We start from the raw sequence: 21,195 nt of genomic DNA, 5'->3' as shown, positions 1-21,195 counted from the left end.
CAAGAATGGTTGGACTGGATCCGAGGACATTGGGGCGGGGTGGAAATCCGCAACCATTGGCGACGCGATGTCCAAATGGGCGAAGACCGTTGCCGTTCCCGTCAGCCCAACCTGCTGGCCAACTCCGTCCTCATCCGTAACGCCCTCCTCTGGCTCCTCTCCGAACGCCTCGGCGAACAATCCCTCCCGCAGTTCCGCGAACGACTCCTCTCCAGTCCCAAACAATGTCTGGCCATCCTTGCCGCCGCAGGAACGCCAAAACAAAAGACCCTGCTCTTCCCTGAGTGAGACCGGCCGACCTGCTTCCGTGTCGCGAAATGCAATTGACAGAGCGCGCCGGGAGCGTTAGCAGAAACTGAGCTTCCAATGAAGAAAGCGTCCTTGTTGGCCCCCGGGCACGTGCAGCTGCTGCTCGGGTCAGTCGCCGCTGGTCTCCTCCTGTCGCTCTGCCCCGGCTCTCGAGTGGAAGCCGCTTCGGGAAATCCATCATACCCTTGGCACAAACAGATCGTCACGACCGTGTTCTGGATCGGCCAAGGAAGGACTCCCATTAGTGCCGCCACGAACATCGCGAGCGCTTGGGATGTCCATTGGACTCGGAATTATGGCGGGCTTGACGATCCGAGCCGCCGCGTCGGCTTCCTGCCGCGGCGCTTCGCCGCCACTCTGAACCCCTTTTACGTGGCATTGCCTTTTAACGATGTCGCCTATCCGGATCTCGCCCGGCGATGGGTCCCCTGGTACCGCGAACCCTCCCGTGGCAACCGCTATGTCTCTCAGTGCAAGGGTCGCTGGGTGGAAATCCGACACAAAGGGAAAGTCGCCTATGCGCAGTGGGAAGATGTAGGGCCGTTGCGCGCCGACTTTCCTTCCTACGTATTCGGCTCCGATCGGCCCCAGATGTACAATGGAGCGGGACTCGATGTCGCGCCCGCAGTGCGGGATCTTCTGGGCTTGCATGGCTTAGACCTTACCGATTGGCGCTTTGTCTCCGAGGGGGACGTTCCTTCCGGCCCGTGGATGAAGTATGGGGAGCAAGCGATCCTTCTCCGCGCAATCTTGAATGAGGAGCGCAAGGCAGCGGCAGAATCTTCGCGGTTATTCGCTCCGGCGCTCTTCCCCGCGGGGCGATGATCCGGCCGTGCTTGGGTCACGCGTCCGTCGGTGGTTCCGTTGGTTGGGCTGCGGATCTCTACCGTGCTCCCGGTGCATGAAGAGGCTGCCGCCCTATGAGGGCCGGAGGAGCGAGCCGCAGACTGCCGGAAAGCCCCGTTTTCCTCTACAAGGAGTGATGCTCGTGCAATGAGGAACCTGGTCTACTTCGACCTGGAGACCCAGAAGAGCGCAAGCGAAGTGGGCGGATGGCGCAATAAGAGCGCCATGCGCATGTCTCTGGGAGTGACCTACGCAACGGCGCAGCAGAGTTATCAGATCTATTCGGAACAGGAGGTCGAAGCCCTTCTGCAGGAGCTGCGGAACGCGGATCTGATTGTCGGCTTTAACATCCTTGGTTTCGATTTTCCTGTTCTCGAAGCGTATACCGTATTCGATCTCCGTGACTTGCCCGCGTTGGATCTTCTCCGGGACGTAGAAGCCCAGAGCGGAAGACGCATCAGCCTGGAGAGTCTCGCGCGCGCCACCCTAGGTATTGGGAAGACGGCGGAAGGGGTGCAGGCCCTTCGTTGGTGGAAGGAGGGCAAGCTCGTCCAGATTGCCGAATACTGTTGCTACGATGTCAAGGTGACGCGCTTGCTTCACGAGCACGGAGTCCGGCACGGAGAAATCTACTATTTCAATGAACAAACTCAGCGGAAGGAATCCATTTCTGTTCCTTGGAAGCCTTCCTGAAACGACAAAGACTCCGCATGGAAAGGATCACGCAGCAGAAGATTGCGATTGTTGCGGTGCTCGAATCTGCCGAAAGCCCGCTCACTCCACCGGAAATTCTCTCACGGGCAGCAAAAGCGGTACCGCGCCTCGGGGTTGCCACCGTCTACCGCGCCTTGCGGGCTCTGCGCAAAGAGAGAAAGATCGTCATCGTGGAAATTCCCGGTGAACCCCCAAGGTACGAAACGGCAACCCGAGGCCACCACCATCACTTCTTCTGCAACGGCTGCCGTAAGGTGTTTGAGATTCCGGACTGCGCCGCAAAATGGGCCGAGCTAGCCCCGCCGAATTTTCAAGTCCTCGATCACGAGATCATACTCTACGGAAAGTGCCCCAATTGCCAAGGGGAGCGATGACTCTCCTCGCCGGAAGGAGCCGCAGCCGCCTGTCTCCCAAAGTTCGTACCCGAGGCGTAGCGGATGGGCCTGGATGCCAGGCGGGGCGCCGGTTTTCCCCGAAGTGGTAGGACGACATACTGCGAGGAGGGAACACCAAGCCCCAACGAAGCAGGCTGGCCCATTTCGCAAGCCGCAGGAGAATGCTTGGGAGACAGGCAGGCCAAGCCTACTCCCGATGCGTTTTCGGCATGGCGAACCTCCGCAAATCCGCCGAACGCAAGCCCAGCGACTCGGCGGCCTGTCGCTCATCGCCCCCCTGCTTGCTCGCAATCCTCTGGACGAGTCGGCCCACTAGCTTCCGGATCACATCGCTCACGCCGTTTTGCAAAACGAGGTCGGTTAACACCTGCGCCGTCTCCTCAAGCACTCGTTCTTCCACCGAGAGCCGACCCATGGAATGGGTGGACAATTCTTCCTGGATCTCCTCCGGGAGATTACTCATCTCGATCGTGCTGCTGGGTGCTAAGACCATGGCACGCTGAATGACGTTTTCGAGTTCCCGGATATTGCCTGGCCAAGGGTAGGTCTGGAGCGCCTGCATCGCTTCCGGCGCAATTCGCGCCGCAGCCTGGGGAAGATAGCGCCGATGCTTCTGGAGGAAATGTGCGGCGAGCGCGGGAATATCCTCGGCCCGTTCCCTCAGCGGAGGCAAGGAAACTCGAACGACGTTGAGCCGATAAAAGAGATCGGCGCGGAACTCTCGACGCTGCACGGCTGCGGCCAGATCCTTGTTGGTGGCTGCAATGACGCGGACATCGGTTCGGATCGACTCATTGCTCCCCAACCGGGAAACCTCTCCTTCCTGAAGGACCCGCAGGATTTTGCTCTGGGTCGCCAGAGGCATCTCTCCAATTTCGTCCAAGAAAATCGTCCCGCCGTCGCCCTGTTCAAACTTTCCAATCCGTTGGGCCATGGCCCCGGTAAAAGAGCCCCGCTCATGTCCAAACAACTCACTTTCCAGGAGATTCTCCGGAATGGCGGCGCAATTGATCGCAATGAACGGCTTGTTGGCTCGCATGCTATGCTGGTAGATGGCCCGAGCGATCAACTCCTTCCCAGTACCGCTCTCACCGGTGATCAGCACGGTCGCGCTGGTCTTCGCTACCTGCCCGACCAGCTTGTAGACCTTCTGCATCCGGACGCAGTCTCCGACGAGCGCCAACCCCTGCCGATCGGCTGCGCTCGCCATAGCCTGGCCTTCTTCCTGAGCAAGGCGGGCGGCCTCCAGGGAGCGCTCGATCAGTTGCCGAAGCTCGGGGATGTCGAACGGCTTCAGGATATAGTCGTAGGCGCCCAGCTTCATCGCTTCGATGGCGGTATGGGATGTGCCGTAGGCGGTCATCATCAGGACGATGAGCTTCGGCGCAATACGCTTCATCTCCCGGAGCGTCTCCAAGCCATTCTTGCCGCCCATCCGAATATCCATGATGACGACTTCAGCAGGCTCCTTCCGGAGAAGTTCGATGGCCGCCTCTCCCGATTGGGCTGCCCGCACCTCAATCGGCAGATCTTCCAGCAACCTCTGGAATGAGTAGTGGACGTCCTGCTCGTCATCCACGACGAGAATGGAACGCCGGAGGACGGGTTTTTGCTCCTTCTTCGCCGACGGATCCGTCCGTTTGGCCATAATCATACCCTAGACAAATGGAGCCCTTTCCCGTCGGAGCCAAGAGCAAAATCCGGTTTTGGCCGCTCCAACCTCGGTCGATCGGCGAGAATCACCTGCGCATTTGCCAAAGATCGGGGCCATATGTATTGTCGGCCTTATGGACTTTGCACGCGCCGCTTGGCGGCTCCAAGGTGGACGGTTGGCCCTTGCCCTCGGTTGGATGGTTCCCCTGCTTTTTTCCGCAGCGGCCTTCGCCGGATCTGCCCATTGGATGACGGATTATCCGAAGGCTCTCAACGAAGCCAAAGCCGAAAAGAAGCTGGTGTTGGCAAACTTTACCGGTTCCGACTGGTGCCCGTGGTGCCAAAAGCTGCAGCGCGAAGTCTTTTCGACTCCGGAATTTCAGCAGTACGCCAAGGAACATCTCGTGCTGCTCGAACTCGACTTCCCTCAACACAAACCGCAAACGGAGGCTTTGAAGCAACAAAACAAAGAGCTTGCGGACCGATACCACGTCGACGCCTTCCCGACCATCCTGCTGCTCGATCCCGAAGGACAGGAGATCGCGTCCATGGGTTACATGCCAGGCGGAGCCAAGCCGTTCTTGGACAAAGTTGAGCAGCTTAGTCAGAAAGCGACTTCCGGAGGTTAAAGGAGCATTTCCCCGCGCGCCAGAAAGGATTCCCGCGCTCTCGGCCACCAATCGCGCCCTTACCGACTCGAAAGAAAGTCTTTCCTGAAATCGCTTCGGAAGCTAGCATTCGCACCCAACTCCTTCCTCACATCAAACGAATATGAAACGAACATGGTCCGCAGGCGCGAAGGCGCTATCGGTGAGTGCGCTGGCTCTCTTTTTCTCCTCCCCATTGCATGCCCAGGATTCTTCGAGCTCATCCCAGGGAGCCGAGTCTCAGGCCGCCACGCCGGAGAGCCATTTCCGTCACCACCGTTTGCACCGGCAGGCGCGGGAAAATCATGAGAAGATGCGCAATCTCATGGAGCGTCAAGATGCCGACTTGCGGCGTCTGACCGACGAAATGAACCAAGCACCGCCCGACAAGAAGCTCGATCGGGCCTGCGCCGTGATCAATAAACTGGTCGAGCAGCGCAAAGAAATGCACGACGCCATGGAAGGCATGCATCAACAGTGGATGCACCAGATGGGCGGAGGAAAATAGCTTCCGTCCCGCAATCGTCCTCAGATTATAAAACGACCGGAGTTTGGGTGACCGGCGGCGCGCGTTCGGCTCAACTCGGATGTCAGCTTCTTCCCTGTCCCTTCGCATGGGCCGTTTCCTCCACCGACTAGCCGTCGGCACCTCCCCTTCCGACTGGGGGCGATTCGCCATGCGGCTTGGCCTGGCCGGAGCCTTCTTCGGCACCATGTTTGCCCGATTGCCCTCGGCAACGGGGCAACCCGTTGCCTCGCCAGTCCTTGCTCGGCCTACACCTGCACAACAGCGGCAGATTCAACAGATGCAGGAACGCTTGCGGAAGATGACTCGCGAGCAGGACGACGAGCTGGAGCGCCTCCTAGGCGAACTGAATGGGGTTTCCCGCGAAAGGAAGGTAGATCTTTTGACGCGCATCGTGACCCGCCTAATCGAACAGCGGAAGGCCTTTCACCAGGAGAGTGAAGCCGTGCGTCTAAGGATTCTCGACATGCAAAATCCTCCGGCGCCTCTGCCGCGAGCCACGGCTCCCCTTCTTCCCCCTGCACCCCCCATCGAGAAGCCAGCCTCCTCGCAACCCGCGGAAACTCCGTCGGCCGCTTCCGAACAAGGTTATCTGCCCCAGCAGCAGTAATAATGCCCGGGTCCGCGCGCAAGGTCGTTGCCCGAGCTGGACGCACCCCTTGTCAGCGCCAACCGGCGTCGACTTCCTCGACGATATCCTGGTTGAGAAACTCCGCGTAGGCCGGTGGTGGAGTTTTCTCCCGTTTCAACAGGCGGTAGCCCGCCCAGACGAAAGCTCCCACGACGCCAACGGTCAGGATCAGCAGGAACAACGCCGCAACCAGCCCGGCACGCTCGGCTTGGGTTCCGACAGACGCGGACATCGCTTGGGGAGTGAGTACCGTGTTCAGCACAATCTGCTCTCGCTTTCCAATCGTTCGCTCTCCCGCCCCGCCCGCTTTCTTTGCCAGCTCGATCCCGGCGAACGCCTCCGCCCCCTAGACGTGCGCTCGCTCGGCCGGCACCTTTTCCTCCGCCGTCGGTTCCCACTGGGGGAGGAAATCCCGCTCAGCCCCCGGGACGCTATACTCGTAGGGACCACGATAGACGCTGGGAGCGATGGGGAAGTTCCCATGGCCAAGCGGGGGAGTCGGAGTCGCCCACTCAAGGGTGGTGGCTTGCCACGGATTATCGGACTTCACCTTCTCTCCGTATTTCGAGCTCCAGAAAAAGTTGATGATAAAAGGAATTTGAGCGAGCGCCAGTAGCCACGCCGAGATCGACATGACATGGTTGAGCCAAAGAACGTTCTGCGCGTACTGCCACCCGGCGCCCCCGTCGTACCAGCGCCGGTGCACCCCATTCATGCCCTGGATTAGCATCGGGAAGAAGACGCCGTTGAAAAGGATGAGAGTCGGCCAGAAATGAAGCTTCCCGAGGAAGTCATTCATCATGCGGCCGGTCACCTTTGGATACCAGTAGTAGATCCCGGCAAAGAGAGCCATCAGGGAGGTCGGCGCCATCATGTAGTGGAAATGGCCAACCACGTAGTAGGTATCGTGAAGAACCAGGTCCGATGAACTCCAGCCGTTCGGGAGCCCGGTCAAGCCGCCGATGGCGAAGAGAGGAAGCCAAGACAAGGCGAAGAGCATCGGCAGGTTGATGCGAATCGACGCTCCCCAAAGCGAAAGGAGAAACACAGTCCCAATGAGCACCGAGGGAATCGAGATCATCGTGGTGAAGATCTGGAAAAAGGTCGTCACGCCTTGGCCCATGCCGGTCATGTACATATGATGCGCCCAGACGATCATCCCGATAAATCCAATGGCGATCTCGGAGTAGACGACCACCCGGTAGCTCCAGAGCGGCCTGCGCGTAATGTTCGTCCAAATCTCCGCAATGACGCCCATGGTCGGGAGAATCTGGACGTAGACCTCGGGGTGTCCGAGAAACCAGAAGAGATGTTGCCAAAGGAGGGGAGCGCCGCCTCCGCTGACCGCCACCCGCTGTCCTCCGACAATCAGGCCGTCGGGGGAAAAGAAGCTCGTTCCGGCGAGCCGATCCATGAGCTGCATGACGGCGGCGGCCTCGAGCGGCGGAAAGGCCAGGAGCATGAGGAAAGCAGTGACGAGTTCGGACCAGACAAAGATCGGGAGGCGCATCCAACTGAGGCCCGGCGCCCGGAGCTGGAAGATGGTCGTGATCATGTTGATGACCCCCAGCAGCGAGCCGGTGATGTTGAAGGCCATCCCGAGGAGCCAGAGGGTCTGGCCGTTGAGAACCGGGTGAAATCCCGGGCCGGAGTCGGCTAGATTCGCCAGCGGAGGATAGGAGGTCCATCCCGACTTTGCCGCACCTCCCGGCACAAAAAAGCTCGCGACCATGATGACGACACCCACGAAGAAACACCAGAAGCTCGCCATATTGAGCCGAGGGAAGGCCATGTCGGGAGCGCCGAGCTTGAGAGGAACGATGTAGTTGCCGAACCCTGCGAAAAGGGCGGGTACCATCGCCATGAAGATCATGATGGTCCCATGGATCGCCCCGAATGAGTTGTACATCTGGGGCGTCATGACTCCGCCCGGAGCCATGTTCGATCCAAAGACCTGCTGCATCAGGTGCGCAAAAATGGGGACGGGCTTTCCAGGATAGGAGAGCTGCCAGCGCATGAAAATCATGAGGATGAACCCAAAGAGACCCATCAGCAGCGAGGTCACCATGTACTGGATGCCGATCACCTTGTGATCGACGGAGAAGACCCACCGTTTCCACCAGGGCAAGGGCTCCCCATGCCCCTGTAGCCCCGGCTGCACCGGATTTTCTGTCCTGTGACTTTCCATCCCTCTTCCTCCTGATTCCTTAAGATTCGTTGCGCCGGCTCAAGCGCAGCCCGCGGCCGCACGCCGGACTGCGACCTCTTGTTCTGTATCACGCTAATCGCTAGCTGCTCACAGGACTATCCTGGTGCTCTCCTCGCCGTTGACCCCGAAGAGGCCCGGGCGGATGGTCATGGAAAAACTGGGGAGAAACCCGCTTCTCGCTCATGAAGCCGGAACAGGAAGGCATTGGGCGACGCCCAAAAAGGAAAGGCGGAAGGGACTGCCGCAAGCCGCTACCGACAGCTTCTATCCGCGAGCGAGAGACGGGGGAGAGCCTTCGGTACCGCTCAGCGGCGGCTGCTTGCCGAACTCGTGCTCGTAGAGCTTGGCATAACGAACGAAAGTCGCCAGCGCTGTGACCGTGGCGATGTAGAAACCGGGAAATCCATCCAAAAATCCTAATCGGAAGATATATCCGCGCAAGAAACGCCACAGAGGCCGAAGGAGGAGATCCTTCCATTGAAAGCCAAGACCCTTGCCCTGCCGCTCTTCGGCAAACGCCGCCGCGAAAGCAGGAATCTTTCGCACATTGTCTTCGACCGTAGGGAAGGAATAGTGCAGCAGCTCTGCGCGAATTCTTTTCACCCGACCCTCTAGAATGAGCTTGTCATGCTCACGATTGCCTCCCCAACGCCCACAGCCACGCCGGATGAGCCGAAGATTATAATCCGGATACCAATCTCCGTGAGTGATCCAACGGTTGAGAAACCAGGTCTTGCGGCGGAAGGATGCGCCGTCGAACCTTTGTTTCGCTCCGGAAAAAAACTCTTCGATCGCACTTCGCATCTCCACGGAGACTTCCTCATCCGCATCCAGCCCCAGAACCCAGGGCTGAGTCGCAAGCGCGAGCGCCAGGTTCTTTTGATCCCGGCGGCAAGTCCAGGGGAACTCCTCCACGCGGGCTCCAAACTCCCGCGCAATCTCCGGGGTCCGGTCCGTGCAATCGTTGACCACAACGACGATCTCTTCCACCCATCCGGCGACGCTTCCGAGGCTTCGCGCCAGATTCCGCGCCTCGTTGCAAGCGATCATTGCCACGGAGATCGGCAATTTCGGTGTCCGCTCGGTCGGCATGCGTCTCCTCGTGCTTCCAATTTAGCCCGGCATTAGACCGAAAAGTGTTCTTAGCGTGCGGGGGGGACGGCATGCCATGATCCGCCGAAGCAGGAAAGGATCGGCCCCTGGGCCGTTGACGCCACGCTCCACAGTGCACGCGGTCCGATAGCCCGCTTCCGCCACAAAATCTCGAATCCGGGGATTCCAATCTCCATACGGATAGGAAAAGTGGTCGATGGAACGCCCGAAGAGGTCCTCGAGCTTCTTCTTGCCGTCGACGATTTCCCGGAGCGCTTCGGACGGCGTTAACCGAACCAGCGACGGATGACTCAACGTATGACCGCCGATTTCCTGACCGGCTTGCATCCATTCTTCGATCTGTACCCGATCCATCAGAGCCGTCGGCTTTTCCCCGATGACGACATCCCAGTCATTCGAGCCGCCGATTCGGTCAGCAACCAGGAAGACGATTGCTTGAAAACCCTGCCCACGCAGGAGCGGGAGCGCTTCCTGGTGAACACTGGCGTATCCATCGTCGAACGTCAGGCAGATCTGCCGACGCATGGGTGTACCCGCCTCGATGAAATCCTCGAACCGCGCCGACGCCCACCCCGCCAACTTCCATTCGCACAATTGCCTCTCCAACAGCCAAGTCGGAAGGTAGAGACCGCGAAAGCGCGTCCCGAGGGGCGGAGAGCCAATCTTGTGATACATCAGGATCGGGGCTGCCTCGGCAAAACGTTTTCGGTATGCCCAGAGATTCGTGTAAGGAGGAAGCGCATCCGGCGATGGAATAGGACGAGATAGGGCCATGACCGGGATTACTCTAGATGAAGAAGGTTTCGAATCGCAAATCTCCGCTGCGTACGGCAAGAATTTGTCCGTGCAGACTGGGGCGGCCGGATGCCGAGCGCAAACGACAACCCCATCGACGGCAAGCCCTCGAAGCGGCACGGAGCCGAACCCCCTGGTCTCGATCATCATCGTCACCAGAAATACGCGCAACCTTCTCCGCGAAGCGATCCGTTCGGTCGAAGGCAGCCGGATCGCCTTTGAAACGGAGTTGATCCTTGTGGACAACGGATCCACGGACGGCACCGCCGAGGAGATTCCTCTGGCCTTCCCGAAGGCGGTCTACCTGCATTCTTCCCGCAACCTGGGCTTTGCCGCGGCGGTCGACCGAGCGGCGGAAAGGAGCCGCGGAAAGTATCTGTTGCTGCTGAATAGCGACGCGCGCCTCGAGCCGGACGCGCTCGAACGCGCCATCCGCTGGATGGAAGCAAATCCCCAATGCGGCGTAGCCGGGGCGCAACTGCGGAACGAGAATGGCTGCCTGCAGAACTCGATCGCGAACTTTCCAAGCCTCTGGACCGAACTCGGCAACAAGGCGCTCCTCCGTCGTTTCTTTCCTTCTCGATTCCCTGGAAAGGAACGCCCTGCAGATCATCCGGCGGCCGTCGATTCGGTGATCGGAGCCTTCTTCCTCACGCGCGCCGATCTATGGCTACGGCTGCGCGGAATGGACGAGGGCTTCTTTTTTTTCCTGGAAGAAACGGACTTTTGCTACCGAGCAAGGCAGGCCGGTTTTTTGGTCTATCACCTCCCCAATGTCCACGTCTGGCACGGCAAGGGCCGAAGCGCCGCCGCTTCTCCAGCGGCGGCCCGAATCGAATACTGGCGGTCCCGTTATCGCTACTTTGCCCTCCATGCTCCGCGGTCGCACCAGATTTGCCTTCGCATCGCCCTCCCGATCCGCCTCGTCGCCGAGCTGGCCGGCGACCTTTTGGTCTTTCCCTTCCAACAAGCTCGCCCCCGTGTCCGGGAGCGGCTGCGTATCCGCTGGTCCCTCTTGCTCTGGCATTTGGCGGGCAAGCCGGAACGAATGGGGTTGCCTCGTGACTGAACCGCTCGCCATCCTCCAAGTCAATTCTCTGTTGAGCGGAGGCGGAACGGACGTGCAATCGATTCTCTTGGCCGCCGGGCTACAACGGCTGGGATGCTCGGTCGCCTTGGCCGGCCCGCCCGCACTACCTCTGTCGCGCGAGGTCGAAGAACGAGGAATCGAGATTCTTCCCCTCCCACGGGACAAGGCGAGCCTCGTGCTCGCTCTTGTGAAATGGATTCGTCGCGGTCGCTTCTCCATCGTCCACGCCCATCATGGTCGGGACTATTGGCCCGTCATCCTGGCTGTGCGCCTGGCCGGGGGCGGAGCGTCCGCTCTCCTCACGCGCCACATGGCGAAAAGCCCAAGCTCTTGGCCAAGTCGAACCTTTCTCCTGAAAGCTGCCGACGGGGTGATTGCCGTATCGCAATTTGTCTACCGAGTGTTGACGCGGGGCGACTATGAACCGGATTCGACCGCTCCGGAGCGCCGCTCCCGACCGCCGATGAAAGGAGACCTCTCCAAGATTCACATGATTCCGCCCGGGATCGAGGTGGAGCGGTTCGTCCCGAGGAAAGCGACCAGAGAAAGGCTTTCCTGGGGCTTTGGACCCGGGCATCGGATCTTTGCCCTGGTCGGGGGTTGCTCTTTTCCCTACGGCAAGGGGCAAGAGGTCTTCCTGGAAGCCGCCGCCCTCGTTCACTCCCGTCTGCCAGAGACCCGATTCCTCCTCTTGGGAAGCGGCAACATGCAAGGCTATCTCACAGAAAAGGCGCGGGCCCTGGGACTTCAGGGGAAAGCTCTTCTCCTCTCCCATTGCGACCGAATGCCGGACTTCCTGAATTCGATCGACTGCCTGGTCCGGCCTGGCGTGGGAACCGAGGCCCTCGGACTGGCGATCCTGGAGGCATTGGCCTGCGGCAAGCCCGTGATTGCCGGGGCGATCGACGGGATCCCCGAAGCTTTTGTTTCCGAAGCCTCCGGCAAGCTCTTGGATCACTCTACGCCCGAAACGCTCGCCTCGGCCATGGAGGAGATCGCTCGACGGAAGCCCCTTACCCTCTCGGAACGCCTGACCCTTCACGAACAAGTCGCCAAACGGTTTTCCACCGAAATCCTAGCGGAACAGACCCTGGCGCTCTACCGCCGCCTTTCCTCTTGAGGGATTCGACGGGACGGCCTGCCGAGGAGTAGCCGCTTACTGGGTGATGACCTCGTCGGCCAAAAGCCACAGGGTGATCGTCTGATTGTGATGACCGATCGTCCCAGCAACCGTCGTGCCGGTTTCCCCGTAGGTGGATACCCCAACGACCGCAACGTGTTCCCCCAACTCTTCGCGAATGGCTCGCACCTCGTCCACCCCGGAGCCCAAGCAGAGCGCCTGCTGATGGCAAAGAATGCAATTGAAGGCGACGACTGCCGCCACTCTTTTCGGGCTTCCCGCATCGGCCAGTGCCCGCCGGACTGCCAAGCGAACCGATTCGACGCGGCTAGGCGCATCCGCTTCCAACAGAGTCAATCCGCTTCCCTCGGGAATCTCGGAAAAGAAAACAATGGAGCCGTCCTCCTGAATTGCGGCTGGACTGCGGACCTGCCAATAGCTCGCCGTAACCTCAATGATTCCCATCGGATTGCTGCTGAAGCGCTGCTGCGCTTCCCCCCAGCTGGAGACACCAACCAGTTCCGCATAAACGTCAGCCGCGGGACGGTGGTTCAACGTCTTGACCACCCTGCCCTCGCTCTCCGTAACGAAGGCCCCCTTGGCGTCCACCGGCCGAAAGGCATTGGCCATGCCGACCCCGTTCTTCAGCGTGGTGGCGATGCCAAGGAGAGAAAGGGCTCCCTTGTCGGCCACCCCGTTCCCGTGGGCATAGGTTTCTGTCACCCGATCGAGGTAGAGCCGGTCAGCTGCCGTCCCCCCCACGACACGGGCGCCCCGACCCACGGCCCGAGAAATGCCCCGCAAGACGGCTTCCTCCGTCCCTACGCTCGAATGGCCGACGAGCAGAGTAAACGGATTGGCTCGCAGCATCTCCGAAACGCGCTTGCCCATGAAACCGATGTAGAGCAATTCGGGGCTGAAACTCGCTCCGTCGAAAGCCTGCCGTGTCATCTCCTGCGCCCTCTCCTCGACCTCCCCATCGATCTTCCCCATCACCACGCACGGAGCGAGCAGATCCCCGCGCTGCTCGATCGCCAGAAGCAGAATCCCCTCCGTAGAAAGGTTCCCCTGCTCCCCATTGAAATGGCCGGCACAGGACAATCCCCAGGAATGACCGCCCAAGACACTCCGGATTTCCTGGGCAATCTCGCCCTGGTCCAGTGAGCTGGCCGCGAAGAGAAGCGTCAACGTCGGACTCTGAACTCCCTGTCGCTGTAGCTGCTCCAACGCTTCCCGCACATCTGTTCCATGAGCCACGGTTGTGCGGACAAAACGCGCCGAATCCATTGCCTCGTGCATTGAACCACTCCTTGCCACCTCGGTTTGTCTGAAGGGAGTATCCAGGCTACGGACTCAAGTTCAATTGCCATCGCGAGGAAAATGAGTAAGGCGCCCAAAGGTAACGTCGTACTGCAGCGATCTTTTCCGCTCCCTGAGGCAGGCTCAGCCGCCTGATTTTTACTCTCCTACGGACCAAACGCATAGCCCAAGCCCACCACCACGTTGTTGCTCAACATGTGGCCCGCTACGATCTCTCCGGAAGGATAAGAATACGAAACGGATCCTGTCCACCCAAAGAAGGACTCAAAGCGCAAGGACCAACGCGCGTCAATATGATAGCGCATGCCGACATCGACGAGCAAGACGGGCACGATCGCAACCGACGATGCCTCGCTCCGACTCTCCGACGTGAGAAACCCTGCACCGGCCCCGAACCCGAGAATGGGCTCCCAAGCTCCCATGCGATAGCCGACCGTGCCAAACAGGACGGTAAAGCCGCTGCTCACGGCATCGGCTCCTCCCCCACCGCCGATCTGGGTAGAGATTCCTTGCACGTTGTAGGCACCGGTCAACTCGAGGGTGAAGCTGAAGTGCCCCGTCCTCCGAGGGTCATACCAGTAGTATCCTCCGGTCGGGGAAAGGATAGTCGTGAAATCGGCCTCGGAATGAACCGGGGCCCCGGAGGCCGGCACAAATCCAGAAGGGAAACGATTCCATTGGGGCCCGACAAATCCAGCGACAAACCATGAGTTTCCTTGGTCGCCTCGGGATGCTGACGCGGCGGATTCCTGGGTCGAGATGACTCCTTCCCCTCCCTCTCCGTTCCAACTCGAAGCGCCGTTCACGCCGGCCGCCGAAATGGCAACCAACCAAAGCAGGCGATTGCAGAATCTCCTCCACGATTCGAGTATAAGCAGCGCGATCCGCTTCATGCCGAAAAGATCCCCCAATGTGCTCTCATTGGGAGCATTCCGCGGGCCAGCGACGCCTTTCCTTTCCGCTTTCGATCTACGACTGGAGCGCCCGATGAGACGGAGCCGCTCCGCGTCCGCATGGCGGACGGCGGCTGTCCCAAGAAAAGACACCTCTCAACGCTTTTTCAAGGAGCCTGCAACCCAAGCCCGTTTCAAAGACTTCTTTCAGAGCCGAGAATCCGTTTGGGGGCCGGCGATGCCTTCCCCTGGGTTTCCGCAAGAAAGAGGCGCGCTGCCTCCCGGATCACTTCGGCAAGATCCGCCTTGGGCTCTGCAAAGGGGGGCCGAAACCACGGAAAGAGGCCGACCAGGTCATGAAAAACCAGGATCTGACCGTCGCACTCCGAACCTGAGCCAATGCCGATCGTAGGAATCCGGAGACGCCGGGTAATTTCCGCCGTCAGCCCGGCCTCGGTCGCTTCGACGACGACGCTGAATGCTCCCGCTTCTTCCACCGCACGCGCATCCGCAAGAATCTCTTCCTTCTCCTCCGGCTGACGGCCGACCTTGCGGAACCGACCGCCCGCACTCTGAGGCAGGAGACCGATGTGAGCCATGACGGGAATCCGGGCTTTCACAAGGGCCCGAATCGCCTCGCTCACCGCTACCCCCCCCTCAAGCTTCACCGCCTCGGCTCCAGCCTGCTTCAGGGCCTTTCCGGTGGCGAGGGCTTCCACCGGAGTTCGATAGGTCCCGGAAGGGAGATCGGCAACAACAAGCGCCCGAGGCTTGGCTCGCGCCACGGCGGCAAGATGGGGAAGAAGTTCCTCGAGCCGAAGCGAGGCGGTGTCCGGATAACCTAAGACAACCATCGCGAGCGAATCCCCCACCAGGAGGATCGGAATCCCCGCCTCGTCCAGCAACCGGGCTGTCGGAAAATCGTAGGCGGTCAACGCCGCGATCTTTTGCCCAACGTCCTTTCTGCATCGAACCCATTCAGGAGTGATCTTCCCTGAGTCTGTCATAAAGCTCCTTTACCGTGCGGGAGAAACCCGGAAGGCAGAGATGCGGCTCGATTTCCGCGAGCGGACCCAGCACAAAAATCCGGTTCGCGAGACGTGGATGCGGCAAGATCAACCCGGGAGAGCTTCGCACCAGCTTTCCGCAGTAGAGGAGATCCAGATCGACCGGGCGAGGCGAATTCCTGAGCCGCTTTTCTGGAGGCAATCGTCCGGCTCTGCTCTCGAAGGCCAGCAAGGCAGCCAGGAGATCCTCTGGCGAACCATCCCAGTCGATCTCGGCAACGGCGTTTAAGAACTCCCCGGAACCGGGAGGGCAGTCGACCGGATCGCTTTTCCAGAGCGAGGAGCGGAGGAAATGCCCCCCCTTGGAGAGTCTTCGAAGGAAGGACAAGGCCTCTTCCATTCTGACTTCCCGCTCTCCAAGGTTAGAGCCAAGGGCGATACCTGCGTGCATGGCGATCATCGCGTGCTCGAACCGCATGCCGCTTCCTGCGGCAGCCTCCTCTTCCAGGCTTGCGAATTTTTTCGTCCTCGGCAAGCTGCTCCGCATGGCAGTGCTCGTTTTCCACACCGACGCCCCCCTCACTCCTTGGTCCGAAGCCCTCGAAAGGCCGCTGGATCCTCTCCTAGACGCGCCTGCACTTGACGCGCCTGCAAGGTGCGCGACGTGAAAGAGATCGAATTCATCGTCCGCTCCAGCGCACGGGAGCTCGGAGAAACCCTGCGACTGGCGGAAGAGACCTTCCCCGCCCTGGAGAGGGCCGTCTTCCTTTTCGTCCAGTGCCTGCACCAAAAAGGGACCATCTTTACGGCGGGTAACGGGGGCAGCGCAGCGGACGCGCTCCATCTCGCCGAAGAACTCCTGGGCCGTTATCGCTTGCCTCGCGATCCTCTCCCCGCCGTTTCGCTCTGCGCCGATCCGACGGCGCTGACCTGCATCGCGAACGATTTCGGCTTTTCCGAGATCTTCTCCCGACCTCTGTCTGCCCTCGCCCGACCCGGAGATCTCTTTCTCTGTTTTTCGACCAGCGGCTCTTCCGCCAATATCCTTTCGGCACTCCGCCTGGCGAGAAGTCGTTCCGTCCGATCGATCGCGTTTCTTGGCAAGGATGGCGGCCAGGCCGCTCCGGAGGCGGATGTCGCCTGGATCGTTCCCAGCCAATCCACGGCGCGGATCCAGGAACTCCATACCTGGGGTTTGCACGTCATCCTCGAGTGCGTGGAGAAAGCGCTGGGCAACCGCGAGGAGCCACGGAGATCCGAAGCCATTCCAGAAGGCAGGGAAGGCGCCTGACTACGCCAGAAGCCCGCAAGGCGATGGTGGCTGGGGTCGGAATCGAACCGACGACACGCGGATTTTCAGTCCGCTGCTCTACCGACTGAGCTACCCAGCCGTCTCTCCGCCGTTTGTCGGCGGAAGCTGCATTCTCTCGCGAAGGAAGGGAAAGTCAACGCTCCCCTCGCATCCAGGCCCATCCGCTGCGCCTCGGCTACGAAATTTGTGAGAAATGGCGGCTAAGCGCTCCGAGGAGTGCCCAGGAAACCCGAGATCGTGGTAAATTCAAACCCCCGCTCCAAGAGCCCGTCCAAAATCCGTCCCACCACTTCGGCCGTCTGCAGATGGAGATCGTGCATGAGAACGATCGAACCTGGACGAGTCTGGGTCAAAACGGTTTCCAGAATGCGCTCCGTCCCTGGCCGCGCCCAGTCGCGCGTGTCGACGTTCCACAGGACTACGCCCAGTCCCTCTTGGGCGGCGATTGGAGCCTGCGCTGCGCGGAAAGAGCCGTAGGGGGGTCTCATCCAACAGGGCCGAAAACTAGTGGCCTGCTCGATCGCCTCCTGTGTCTTCTGGAGCTGCGCCAGGACTTGCTGAGCGGGCAATCGTCCCAGTTGGGGATGGGTATACGAGTGGTTCCCAATCTCGTGCCCTTCCTCCCGAACGCGGCGAGCCAAAGAGGGTGCCGCCGCCACCCGCTGCCCGATCATGAAGAAGGTCGCGGAGAGATGCCGTTCCCGAAGAGCGGCCAGCACCTTTTCCGTGATCCCTGGGGTGGGTCCATCGTCGAAGGTAACCGCAATCCTGCGGCCCAACCCCGGGCCATGATTGAAAAAGTGAACACCGCCCGCGCGCTGTCCGGCTACCGCAGTTGCGCGCGGGATGGTTTCGGCTCCGGGCTGGCCGGCGCTCTGCCCCACCTGGGCAGCCCGACTCAGCGATGGAGCGACCATGCTCGCGCCCAAAAGTCCCAATCTTTGCAAGAAAACGCGCCGAGAAAGATCCATAGATAGATTGAATAAAGAGGTGATTGGCAGTGTAATCGGTTCCGTCCCTCCTTGGCAATCCTCCTCTAACTCGCCTGTTTCCAGGACTGGAGCCTTGCCCGTCGCAACGGGTCTTGGTAGGTTGCACGCCGCGAAACGATACGAAAAGCGATACCAAGAAGACGGATGCCGGATCGAGAAGGAAACGAGGCAAACGGTGACAGAACAAAAAAATACCAGCGGCTTGGAGGGAATCACCGCAGGAGAGACTGCATTAAGCACGGTCGGTAAGGAAGGGCTCGACCTAACCTATCGGGGCTATTCCATTCGGGATCTGGCTTCGTCGGCATCCTTCGAGGAAGTGGTCTATCTCTTGGTCTACGGAATCCTGCCCAATCGAATGGAACTGGATCGCTACCGAAGTCTTCTGATCTCCCTGCGAGACCTGCCACCGGCGCTGAAGAGCGTGCTGGAACAGCTGCCTCCCACGGCCAATCCCGTGGATGTTCTGCGCACAGGCTGCTCCGCCCTGGGAACCATGGAGCCGGAAGAGGGAAGCCGCGATGCTCACGCCATCGCCAGCCGGCTCTGCGCCTCTTTCCCTTCCATGCTGCTCTACTGGCACCACTTCCATCGGGACGGGAGGCGGATCGAGACGAGGGCCGAAGCGCATCGGACGGTCGCCGATCAGTTTCTCTACCTGTTGCGAGGGGAAGCTCCTTCGGCGCTTCATGCCCGGGCGCTCGATGCAGCACTCATTCTTCATGCCGAGCACGAGTTCAATGCGTCGACCTTCACCTGCCGCGTCATCGTTTCGACCCTTTCGGACTTCTATTCTGCCATCACTGGCGGCATCGGCGCGTTGCGCGGGCCGTTGCATGGAGGGGCGGACGAGGCGGCCATGATGCTCCTGGAACGCTTTTCCACTCCGGATGAGGCGGAGGAGGGCATCAGGACGATGCTCGAAAAGAAGGAAAAAGTCATGGGCTTCGGCCATCGGGTCTACAAGCAAGGAGATCCACGCGCCCCGATCCTCAAGGCGCTGGCGAAGCAACTCGCAGAAGAAGCGGGCGACCACAGGCTTTTCGCGATCGCAGAGCGAATCGAAAACCTACTTCTCTCGGAAAAGGGGCTCTATCCCAATGTGGATTTCTATAGTGCCGTAGCCTACCACTTCCTCGATATTCCCACCTTTTTCTTCACTCCACTCTTCGTCATGTCCCGAACTTCCGGATGGGCGGCCCATATTCTCGAGCAGCGAGCAAACAATCGCCTGATTCGCCCCTTGGCCACCTATGTCGGCCCAGCGCCTCGACCATTCCTGAAAATCGACGAACGACCATAGCCTGCATGTCTCACAAAGTTCGTACCCGAGGCGAGGCCCAATGGGCCTGGATGCAAGGCGGGGCGCAGGTTTTCCCCCGGAGCTGTAGGATGACATACGGCGAGGAGGGCCAAAATCCAAGTCCCAACGAAGCAGCCGGGTCCATTTCGCAAGCCGCGGGAGAACGCTTGTGAGATATGCAGGCTAACCCGTTCTGGCCGAATTTCGTAGTTGATCCCCGCAAAATCGACCCGGCATGGCGGCCTCTTTTTTCCGAAGTCCTCCAACAAGTTTCCTCCGAGTTTGACCGCCGCTTTCCCGGGCCGGGAAGCTCTTGGCCGCACGGCGTGAATTGGCTGGAGCGCCAACCGATCCTTCTGGTCGGTTCGAACTCTTCCGGCGCAGGGGTGACCACCCTGATCGGAACCCTTTTCCTGCATCTGGAGGGGAAAGCTCTCCCGCTGTATATTCGACCCTTCCGCAATCCCCTGGCTCCATGGCGGGCACTGCTCCAGGATTCGGGAGTCGAGCTATCCCTCCCCGATCGTTCCCGCGCAATTCGGCGATGGCCCGAAGAACCGAGCCGGCTCCAAGTGTTCGCCAACGATATTCTCGGATCCCTGGCCAGCCAGCTCGTCGAGCAGGGGAGGATCCGCGACTCCAAGCTACGTTCCGCCGTTCGCTTTTTGCGTCGCCACCCGTCCAGAGTCTTGCTCGAAGGGCTCGTCCCAGAATGGGCCCAATGGCTCCGCCATGACTATCCCCGAATCATTCCCGCTGCCGAGGAGTTGCTCTCGCGGCTTGGGCTATGGGAGGCTCATCTCTCCAATTGGCTCTGGGCCATTCACGGCTTGGCCGTTCGAACAGAGGATCGAGTCATCCAGGAGGCGTGCCGCCGTTGGATCTTTGGTGAGCCCGTCCATTGGGCGCAGGCGATCCGCGCGAACCTTGCGGTAGCGCCCGGGGAGCAGGCGATGGAGACGATGGAGGATGACGAAGGTCACTGCCGAAGGCGTGTCGAAGATCTTCTCCGACTCTCCAGGCTTTCCAAGCCGTTCCTGCTCACCTTTGACAATGCGGACGCTTGGGGAGCGGAACCGGCTCTGGCCTCCTCCGCCGGGGGCCTTCTCCAGACCCTGTTCCAGGGGCCCCCGGCCTTTCTCTTGCTGGGTGCATACCTCCCGTGTTGGAACGCCGCAGTTCTCCCCCACTGGCCCGACGAGCAGCGCAACGTTCTCTCCGCTCCTCTTTTGGTCCGCGAGATCAAGAAACCGGAAGCTGCCGACTTTCTCCAAGAACGAATCCGGCGATTCGAGCGACGGCAGCCGAGCCTCCGCCCGGAGTGGATCGAAAGCGCTTACCAAAACCGGAATTCCCTGCCACCACGCGCTCTGCTCCTATCCGTCGCCGTTCCCTGGTATGAGCAGGAGTCGGCCGATCCAAATCCCTATTCGATCTGCACCCGGTTGCTCTTCGACGCAAAACTCCAGTGGGAGATCTCCCTTACGAATCTCGCCTCTGCCTGGGTCGTCGAATGGGCATTGCTGCCTTTGGAACCGCCCGCAGATTTTGCCTGGCAAAGAGAAGAGATCCGCCCATTCAGCCTCTTTTGCGCGAGGAGGAGTCAGCCGGGAATCGAGCTTTTTGTTTTTCCTCCATCGCAAACCCTAAGGACCGCCGCCAGCGCCTTTCTCTCCTTCCGCGAAGAGGCAGCGGACCCGGCGAAAGCAGGCGGCCACACGTTCGAACCCTGTGGGTTGGTTTTCGAAAAGGAGGAAGCGGCAGTGCTCGCCGGGCGAAACTCGACCGAGGAAGGATCGCCCGGCATGCCGCTTCTCCTCATCTCCTCCAAGGATATGGTCGAGATCTCCGCCGCCGTCTCTCTCTTGTTTTCCTTTCGTCACGACCCAGGTCTTTCGTCGGTTGAAGCAAAGCTCCACGAGCGGGCAGAAGGGATTCTGGCTTCCTGGCGCGGCCGACTCCCGATTCCCGCTCCCGCTTCTCCGCCCCGGCATGGCTCGGAGAGCCTCTCTTTGTCGTTCCTCGAATCGTTCCGCGACACGATCCGCGCAAAACGCGTCATTCCGTTAACCGTGCTCCTGCAGCGTTTTCCCCGGCAGGTCACTCGGGAACAGGCCCTGTCTACGGCGGGCATCCTCTCGGAAGTCCAAGTACGGACGGGAACGAGGCTGGAGCCCCTATTTTGCTGGTCTCCCTAGCCTCCATTTCTCGTGCGCCGTGAAAAGGGTGCATCGCCCAGTGGAGAGGGAGTGATCTCCACCCGGCAACTATTGCTCCAGCCGGAAGCACTCGGAGCGGCTACTGGTGGTAACGCCAGCGG

General features: G+C 60.2%; 22 protein-coding genes and 1 tRNA gene. 12 read left to right on the top strand and 11 right to left on the bottom strand.

Annotation, left to right across the window (positions count from 1 at the left end):
- The first annotated feature begins 9 nt into the window (after positions 1–9).
- The 4 genes from A37A_RS0108560 (at position 10) to A37A_RS0108545 (ending at position 2,243) form a co-directional block, all read left to right on the top strand.
- Positions 10–288: a hypothetical protein gene (locus tag A37A_RS0108560; protein ID WP_018291104.1), complete on the top strand. Its 279-nt coding sequence runs from the start codon at positions 10–12 to the stop codon at positions 286–288.
- 111 nt (positions 289–399) lie between these two features.
- Positions 400–1,134, top strand: a complete 735-nt coding sequence (locus A37A_RS0108555; RefSeq protein ID WP_018291103.1) for a hypothetical protein — start codon at positions 400–402, stop codon at positions 1,132–1,134.
- Between the two features lie 168 nt (positions 1,135–1,302).
- Entirely contained in the window at positions 1,303–1,848 is a 546-nt protein-coding gene (locus A37A_RS0108550) for a ribonuclease H-like domain-containing protein (protein ID WP_018291102.1), read from the top strand.
- Between the two features lie 17 nt (positions 1,849–1,865).
- Positions 1,866–2,243: a Fur family transcriptional regulator gene (locus A37A_RS0108545; RefSeq protein ID WP_018291101.1), complete on the top strand. Its 378-nt coding sequence runs from the start codon at positions 1,866–1,868 to the stop codon at positions 2,241–2,243.
- A gap of 208 nt (positions 2,244–2,451) precedes the next feature.
- Here the strand turns inward: A37A_RS0108545 and A37A_RS0108540 are convergent, their stop codons facing one another.
- A complete protein-coding gene (locus A37A_RS0108540) occupies positions 2,452–3,912 on the bottom strand; it encodes a sigma-54 dependent transcriptional regulator (protein WP_018291100.1) in 1,461 nt (486 codons plus the stop codon).
- A 139-nt stretch (positions 3,913–4,051) separates the two neighbouring features.
- On the opposite strand from A37A_RS0108540, the gene A37A_RS0108535 reads away from it, so the two are divergent.
- The 3 genes from A37A_RS0108535 (at position 4,052) to A37A_RS16575 (ending at position 5,700) form a co-directional block, all read left to right on the top strand.
- On the top strand, positions 4,052–4,546 hold the full coding sequence (locus A37A_RS0108535; protein WP_018291099.1) for a thioredoxin family protein: 495 nt from the start codon (positions 4,052–4,054) through the stop codon (positions 4,544–4,546).
- Positions 4,547–4,844: 298 nt separating this feature from the next.
- Positions 4,845–5,072 carry a hypothetical protein gene (locus A37A_RS20060; RefSeq protein ID WP_155996534.1) on the top strand — a complete coding sequence of 76 codons (228 nt, stop codon included), beginning with the start codon at positions 4,845–4,847 and terminating at the stop codon, positions 5,070–5,072.
- Between the two features lie 79 nt (positions 5,073–5,151).
- Positions 5,152–5,700 carry a hypothetical protein gene (locus A37A_RS16575; protein WP_155996533.1) on the top strand — a complete coding sequence of 183 codons (549 nt, stop codon included), beginning with the start codon at positions 5,152–5,154 and terminating at the stop codon, positions 5,698–5,700.
- A gap of 52 nt (positions 5,701–5,752) precedes the next feature.
- Here A37A_RS16575 and A37A_RS0108520 read toward each other — a convergent pair whose 3' ends face one another.
- From A37A_RS0108520 to A37A_RS16570, 4 genes are all read right to left on the bottom strand, one after another.
- Complete coding sequence (locus tag A37A_RS0108520) at positions 5,753–5,983, bottom strand: hypothetical protein (protein WP_020494198.1); 231 nt, start codon at positions 5,981–5,983, stop codon at positions 5,753–5,755.
- A gap of 84 nt (positions 5,984–6,067) precedes the next feature.
- Entirely contained in the window at positions 6,068–7,909 is a 1,842-nt protein-coding gene (locus tag A37A_RS0108515; protein WP_018291095.1) for a cbb3-type cytochrome c oxidase subunit I, read from the bottom strand.
- Between the two features lie 285 nt (positions 7,910–8,194).
- Entirely contained in the window at positions 8,195–9,022 is an 828-nt protein-coding gene (locus A37A_RS0108510; RefSeq protein WP_018291094.1) for a glycosyltransferase family 2 protein, read from the bottom strand.
- A gap of 21 nt (positions 9,023–9,043) precedes the next feature.
- Entirely contained in the window at positions 9,044–9,817 is a 774-nt protein-coding gene (locus A37A_RS16570; RefSeq protein WP_018291093.1) for a polysaccharide deacetylase family protein, read from the bottom strand.
- On the opposite strand from A37A_RS16570, the gene A37A_RS0108500 reads away from it, so the two are divergent.
- Both A37A_RS0108500 and A37A_RS0108495 read left to right on the top strand, forming a co-directional pair.
- Positions 9,816–10,907, top strand: a complete 1,092-nt coding sequence (locus A37A_RS0108500) for a glycosyltransferase family 2 protein (protein ID WP_018291092.1) — start codon at positions 9,816–9,818, stop codon at positions 10,905–10,907. The two genes, A37A_RS16570 and A37A_RS0108500, sit on opposite strands and share 2 nt — an antisense overlap.
- Positions 10,900–12,048, top strand: coding sequence for a glycosyltransferase (locus A37A_RS0108495; protein WP_018291091.1), 1,149 nt, complete (start codon positions 10,900–10,902; stop codon positions 12,046–12,048). Before A37A_RS0108500 ends, A37A_RS0108495 begins: the two co-directional genes overlap by 8 nt.
- Before the next feature lie 36 nt (positions 12,049–12,084).
- Here the strand turns inward: A37A_RS0108495 and A37A_RS0108490 are convergent, their stop codons facing one another.
- The 4 genes from A37A_RS0108490 to folK all read right to left on the bottom strand — a co-directional run bounded on the left by A37A_RS0108490 (position 12,085) and on the right by folK (position 15,803).
- On the bottom strand, positions 12,085–13,347 hold the full coding sequence (locus A37A_RS0108490; RefSeq protein WP_018291090.1) for an FIST signal transduction protein: 1,263 nt from the start codon (positions 13,345–13,347) through the stop codon (positions 12,085–12,087).
- Between the two features lie 167 nt (positions 13,348–13,514).
- Positions 13,515–14,261 carry a hypothetical protein gene (locus A37A_RS16565; protein ID WP_155996531.1) on the bottom strand — a complete coding sequence of 249 codons (747 nt, stop codon included), beginning with the start codon at positions 14,259–14,261 and terminating at the stop codon, positions 13,515–13,517.
- A gap of 194 nt (positions 14,262–14,455) precedes the next feature.
- On the bottom strand, positions 14,456–15,268 hold the full coding sequence (gene panB, locus A37A_RS16560; protein WP_018291088.1) for a 3-methyl-2-oxobutanoate hydroxymethyltransferase: 813 nt from the start codon (positions 15,266–15,268) through the stop codon (positions 14,456–14,458).
- Positions 15,240–15,803 carry a 2-amino-4-hydroxy-6-hydroxymethyldihydropteridine diphosphokinase gene (gene folK, locus A37A_RS0108475; RefSeq protein WP_196799550.1) on the bottom strand — a complete coding sequence of 188 codons (564 nt, stop codon included), beginning with the start codon at positions 15,801–15,803 and terminating at the stop codon, positions 15,240–15,242. Before folK ends, panB begins: the two co-directional genes overlap by 29 nt.
- Before the next feature lie 129 nt (positions 15,804–15,932).
- Here folK and A37A_RS0108470 point away from each other — a divergent pair, with 129 nt between their 5' ends.
- Complete coding sequence (locus tag A37A_RS0108470) at positions 15,933–16,559, top strand: SIS domain-containing protein (protein WP_020494195.1); 627 nt, start codon at positions 15,933–15,935, stop codon at positions 16,557–16,559.
- A 24-nt stretch (positions 16,560–16,583) separates the two neighbouring features.
- On the opposite strand, the gene A37A_RS0108465 is transcribed toward A37A_RS0108470, so the two are convergent.
- Positions 16,584–16,659 (bottom strand) — tRNA-Phe (locus tag A37A_RS0108465).
- Positions 16,660–16,780: 121 nt separating this feature from the next.
- On the bottom strand, positions 16,781–17,509 hold the full coding sequence (locus A37A_RS16555; RefSeq protein ID WP_196799549.1) for a polysaccharide deacetylase family protein: 729 nt from the start codon (positions 17,507–17,509) through the stop codon (positions 16,781–16,783).
- A 238-nt stretch (positions 17,510–17,747) separates the two neighbouring features.
- Here A37A_RS16555 and A37A_RS0108455 point away from each other — a divergent pair, with 238 nt between their 5' ends.
- Together A37A_RS0108455 and A37A_RS0108450 are read left to right on the top strand one after the other, a co-directional pair.
- The gene (locus A37A_RS0108455) at positions 17,748–18,875 is read left to right on the top strand and encodes a citrate/2-methylcitrate synthase (RefSeq protein ID WP_026195741.1); all 1,128 of its coding nucleotides are present in this window, start codon (positions 17,748–17,750) and stop codon (positions 18,873–18,875) included.
- Positions 18,876–19,051: 176 nt separating this feature from the next.
- Positions 19,052–21,073 (top strand): hypothetical protein, encoded by a 2,022-nt coding sequence (locus A37A_RS0108450; RefSeq protein WP_018291083.1) that lies wholly within the window; start codon positions 19,052–19,054, stop codon positions 21,071–21,073.
- The last annotated feature ends 122 nt before the right edge of the window (positions 21,074–21,195 follow it).

This window comes from Verrucomicrobium sp. 3C, from assembly GCF_000379365.1.
Taxonomy (GTDB): Bacteria; Verrucomicrobiota; Verrucomicrobiia; order Methylacidiphilales; family Methylacidiphilaceae; genus Methylacidimicrobium.
The sequence above is the reverse complement of the archived record's forward strand: the minus strand, read 5'-3'. Positions and strand labels throughout refer to the sequence as shown.

What these genes read in the sequence shown, in the direction of transcription:
- A37A_RS16565 (WP_155996531.1), bottom strand. Translation starts at nt 14,261, where the DNA reads ATGAAGCGGATCGCGCTGCTTATACTCGAATCGTGGAGGAGATTCTGC.
- panB (WP_018291088.1), bottom strand. Translation starts at nt 15,268, where the DNA reads ATGACAGACTCAGGGAAGATCACTCCTGAATGGGTTCGATGCAGAAAG.
- A37A_RS16575 (WP_155996533.1), top strand. Translation starts at nt 5,152, where the DNA reads ATGTCAGCTTCTTCCCTGTCCCTTCGCATGGGCCGTTTCCTCCACCGA.
- A37A_RS0108545 (WP_018291101.1), top strand. Translation starts at nt 1,866, where the DNA reads ATGGAAAGGATCACGCAGCAGAAGATTGCGATTGTTGCGGTGCTCGAA.
- A37A_RS0108550 (WP_018291102.1), top strand. Translation starts at nt 1,303, where the DNA reads ATGAGGAACCTGGTCTACTTCGACCTGGAGACCCAGAAGAGCGCAAGC.
- A37A_RS0108500 (WP_018291092.1), top strand. Translation starts at nt 9,816, where the DNA reads ATGACCGGGATTACTCTAGATGAAGAAGGTTTCGAATCGCAAATCTCC.
- A37A_RS0108450 (WP_018291083.1), top strand. Translation starts at nt 19,052, where the DNA reads ATGCAGGCTAACCCGTTCTGGCCGAATTTCGTAGTTGATCCCCGCAAA.
- A37A_RS16570 (WP_018291093.1), bottom strand. Translation starts at nt 9,817, where the DNA reads ATGGCCCTATCTCGTCCTATTCCATCGCCGGATGCGCTTCCTCCTTAC.
- A37A_RS0108540 (WP_018291100.1), bottom strand. Translation starts at nt 3,912, where the DNA reads ATGGCCAAACGGACGGATCCGTCGGCGAAGAAGGAGCAAAAACCCGTC.
- A37A_RS0108515 (WP_018291095.1), bottom strand. Translation starts at nt 7,909, where the DNA reads ATGGAAAGTCACAGGACAGAAAATCCGGTGCAGCCGGGGCTACAGGGG.
- A37A_RS0108490 (WP_018291090.1), bottom strand. Translation starts at nt 13,347, where the DNA reads ATGCACGAGGCAATGGATTCGGCGCGTTTTGTCCGCACAACCGTGGCT.
- A37A_RS0108510 (WP_018291094.1), bottom strand. Translation starts at nt 9,022, where the DNA reads ATGCCGACCGAGCGGACACCGAAATTGCCGATCTCCGTGGCAATGATC.
- A37A_RS0108535 (WP_018291099.1), top strand. Translation starts at nt 4,052, where the DNA reads ATGGACTTTGCACGCGCCGCTTGGCGGCTCCAAGGTGGACGGTTGGCC.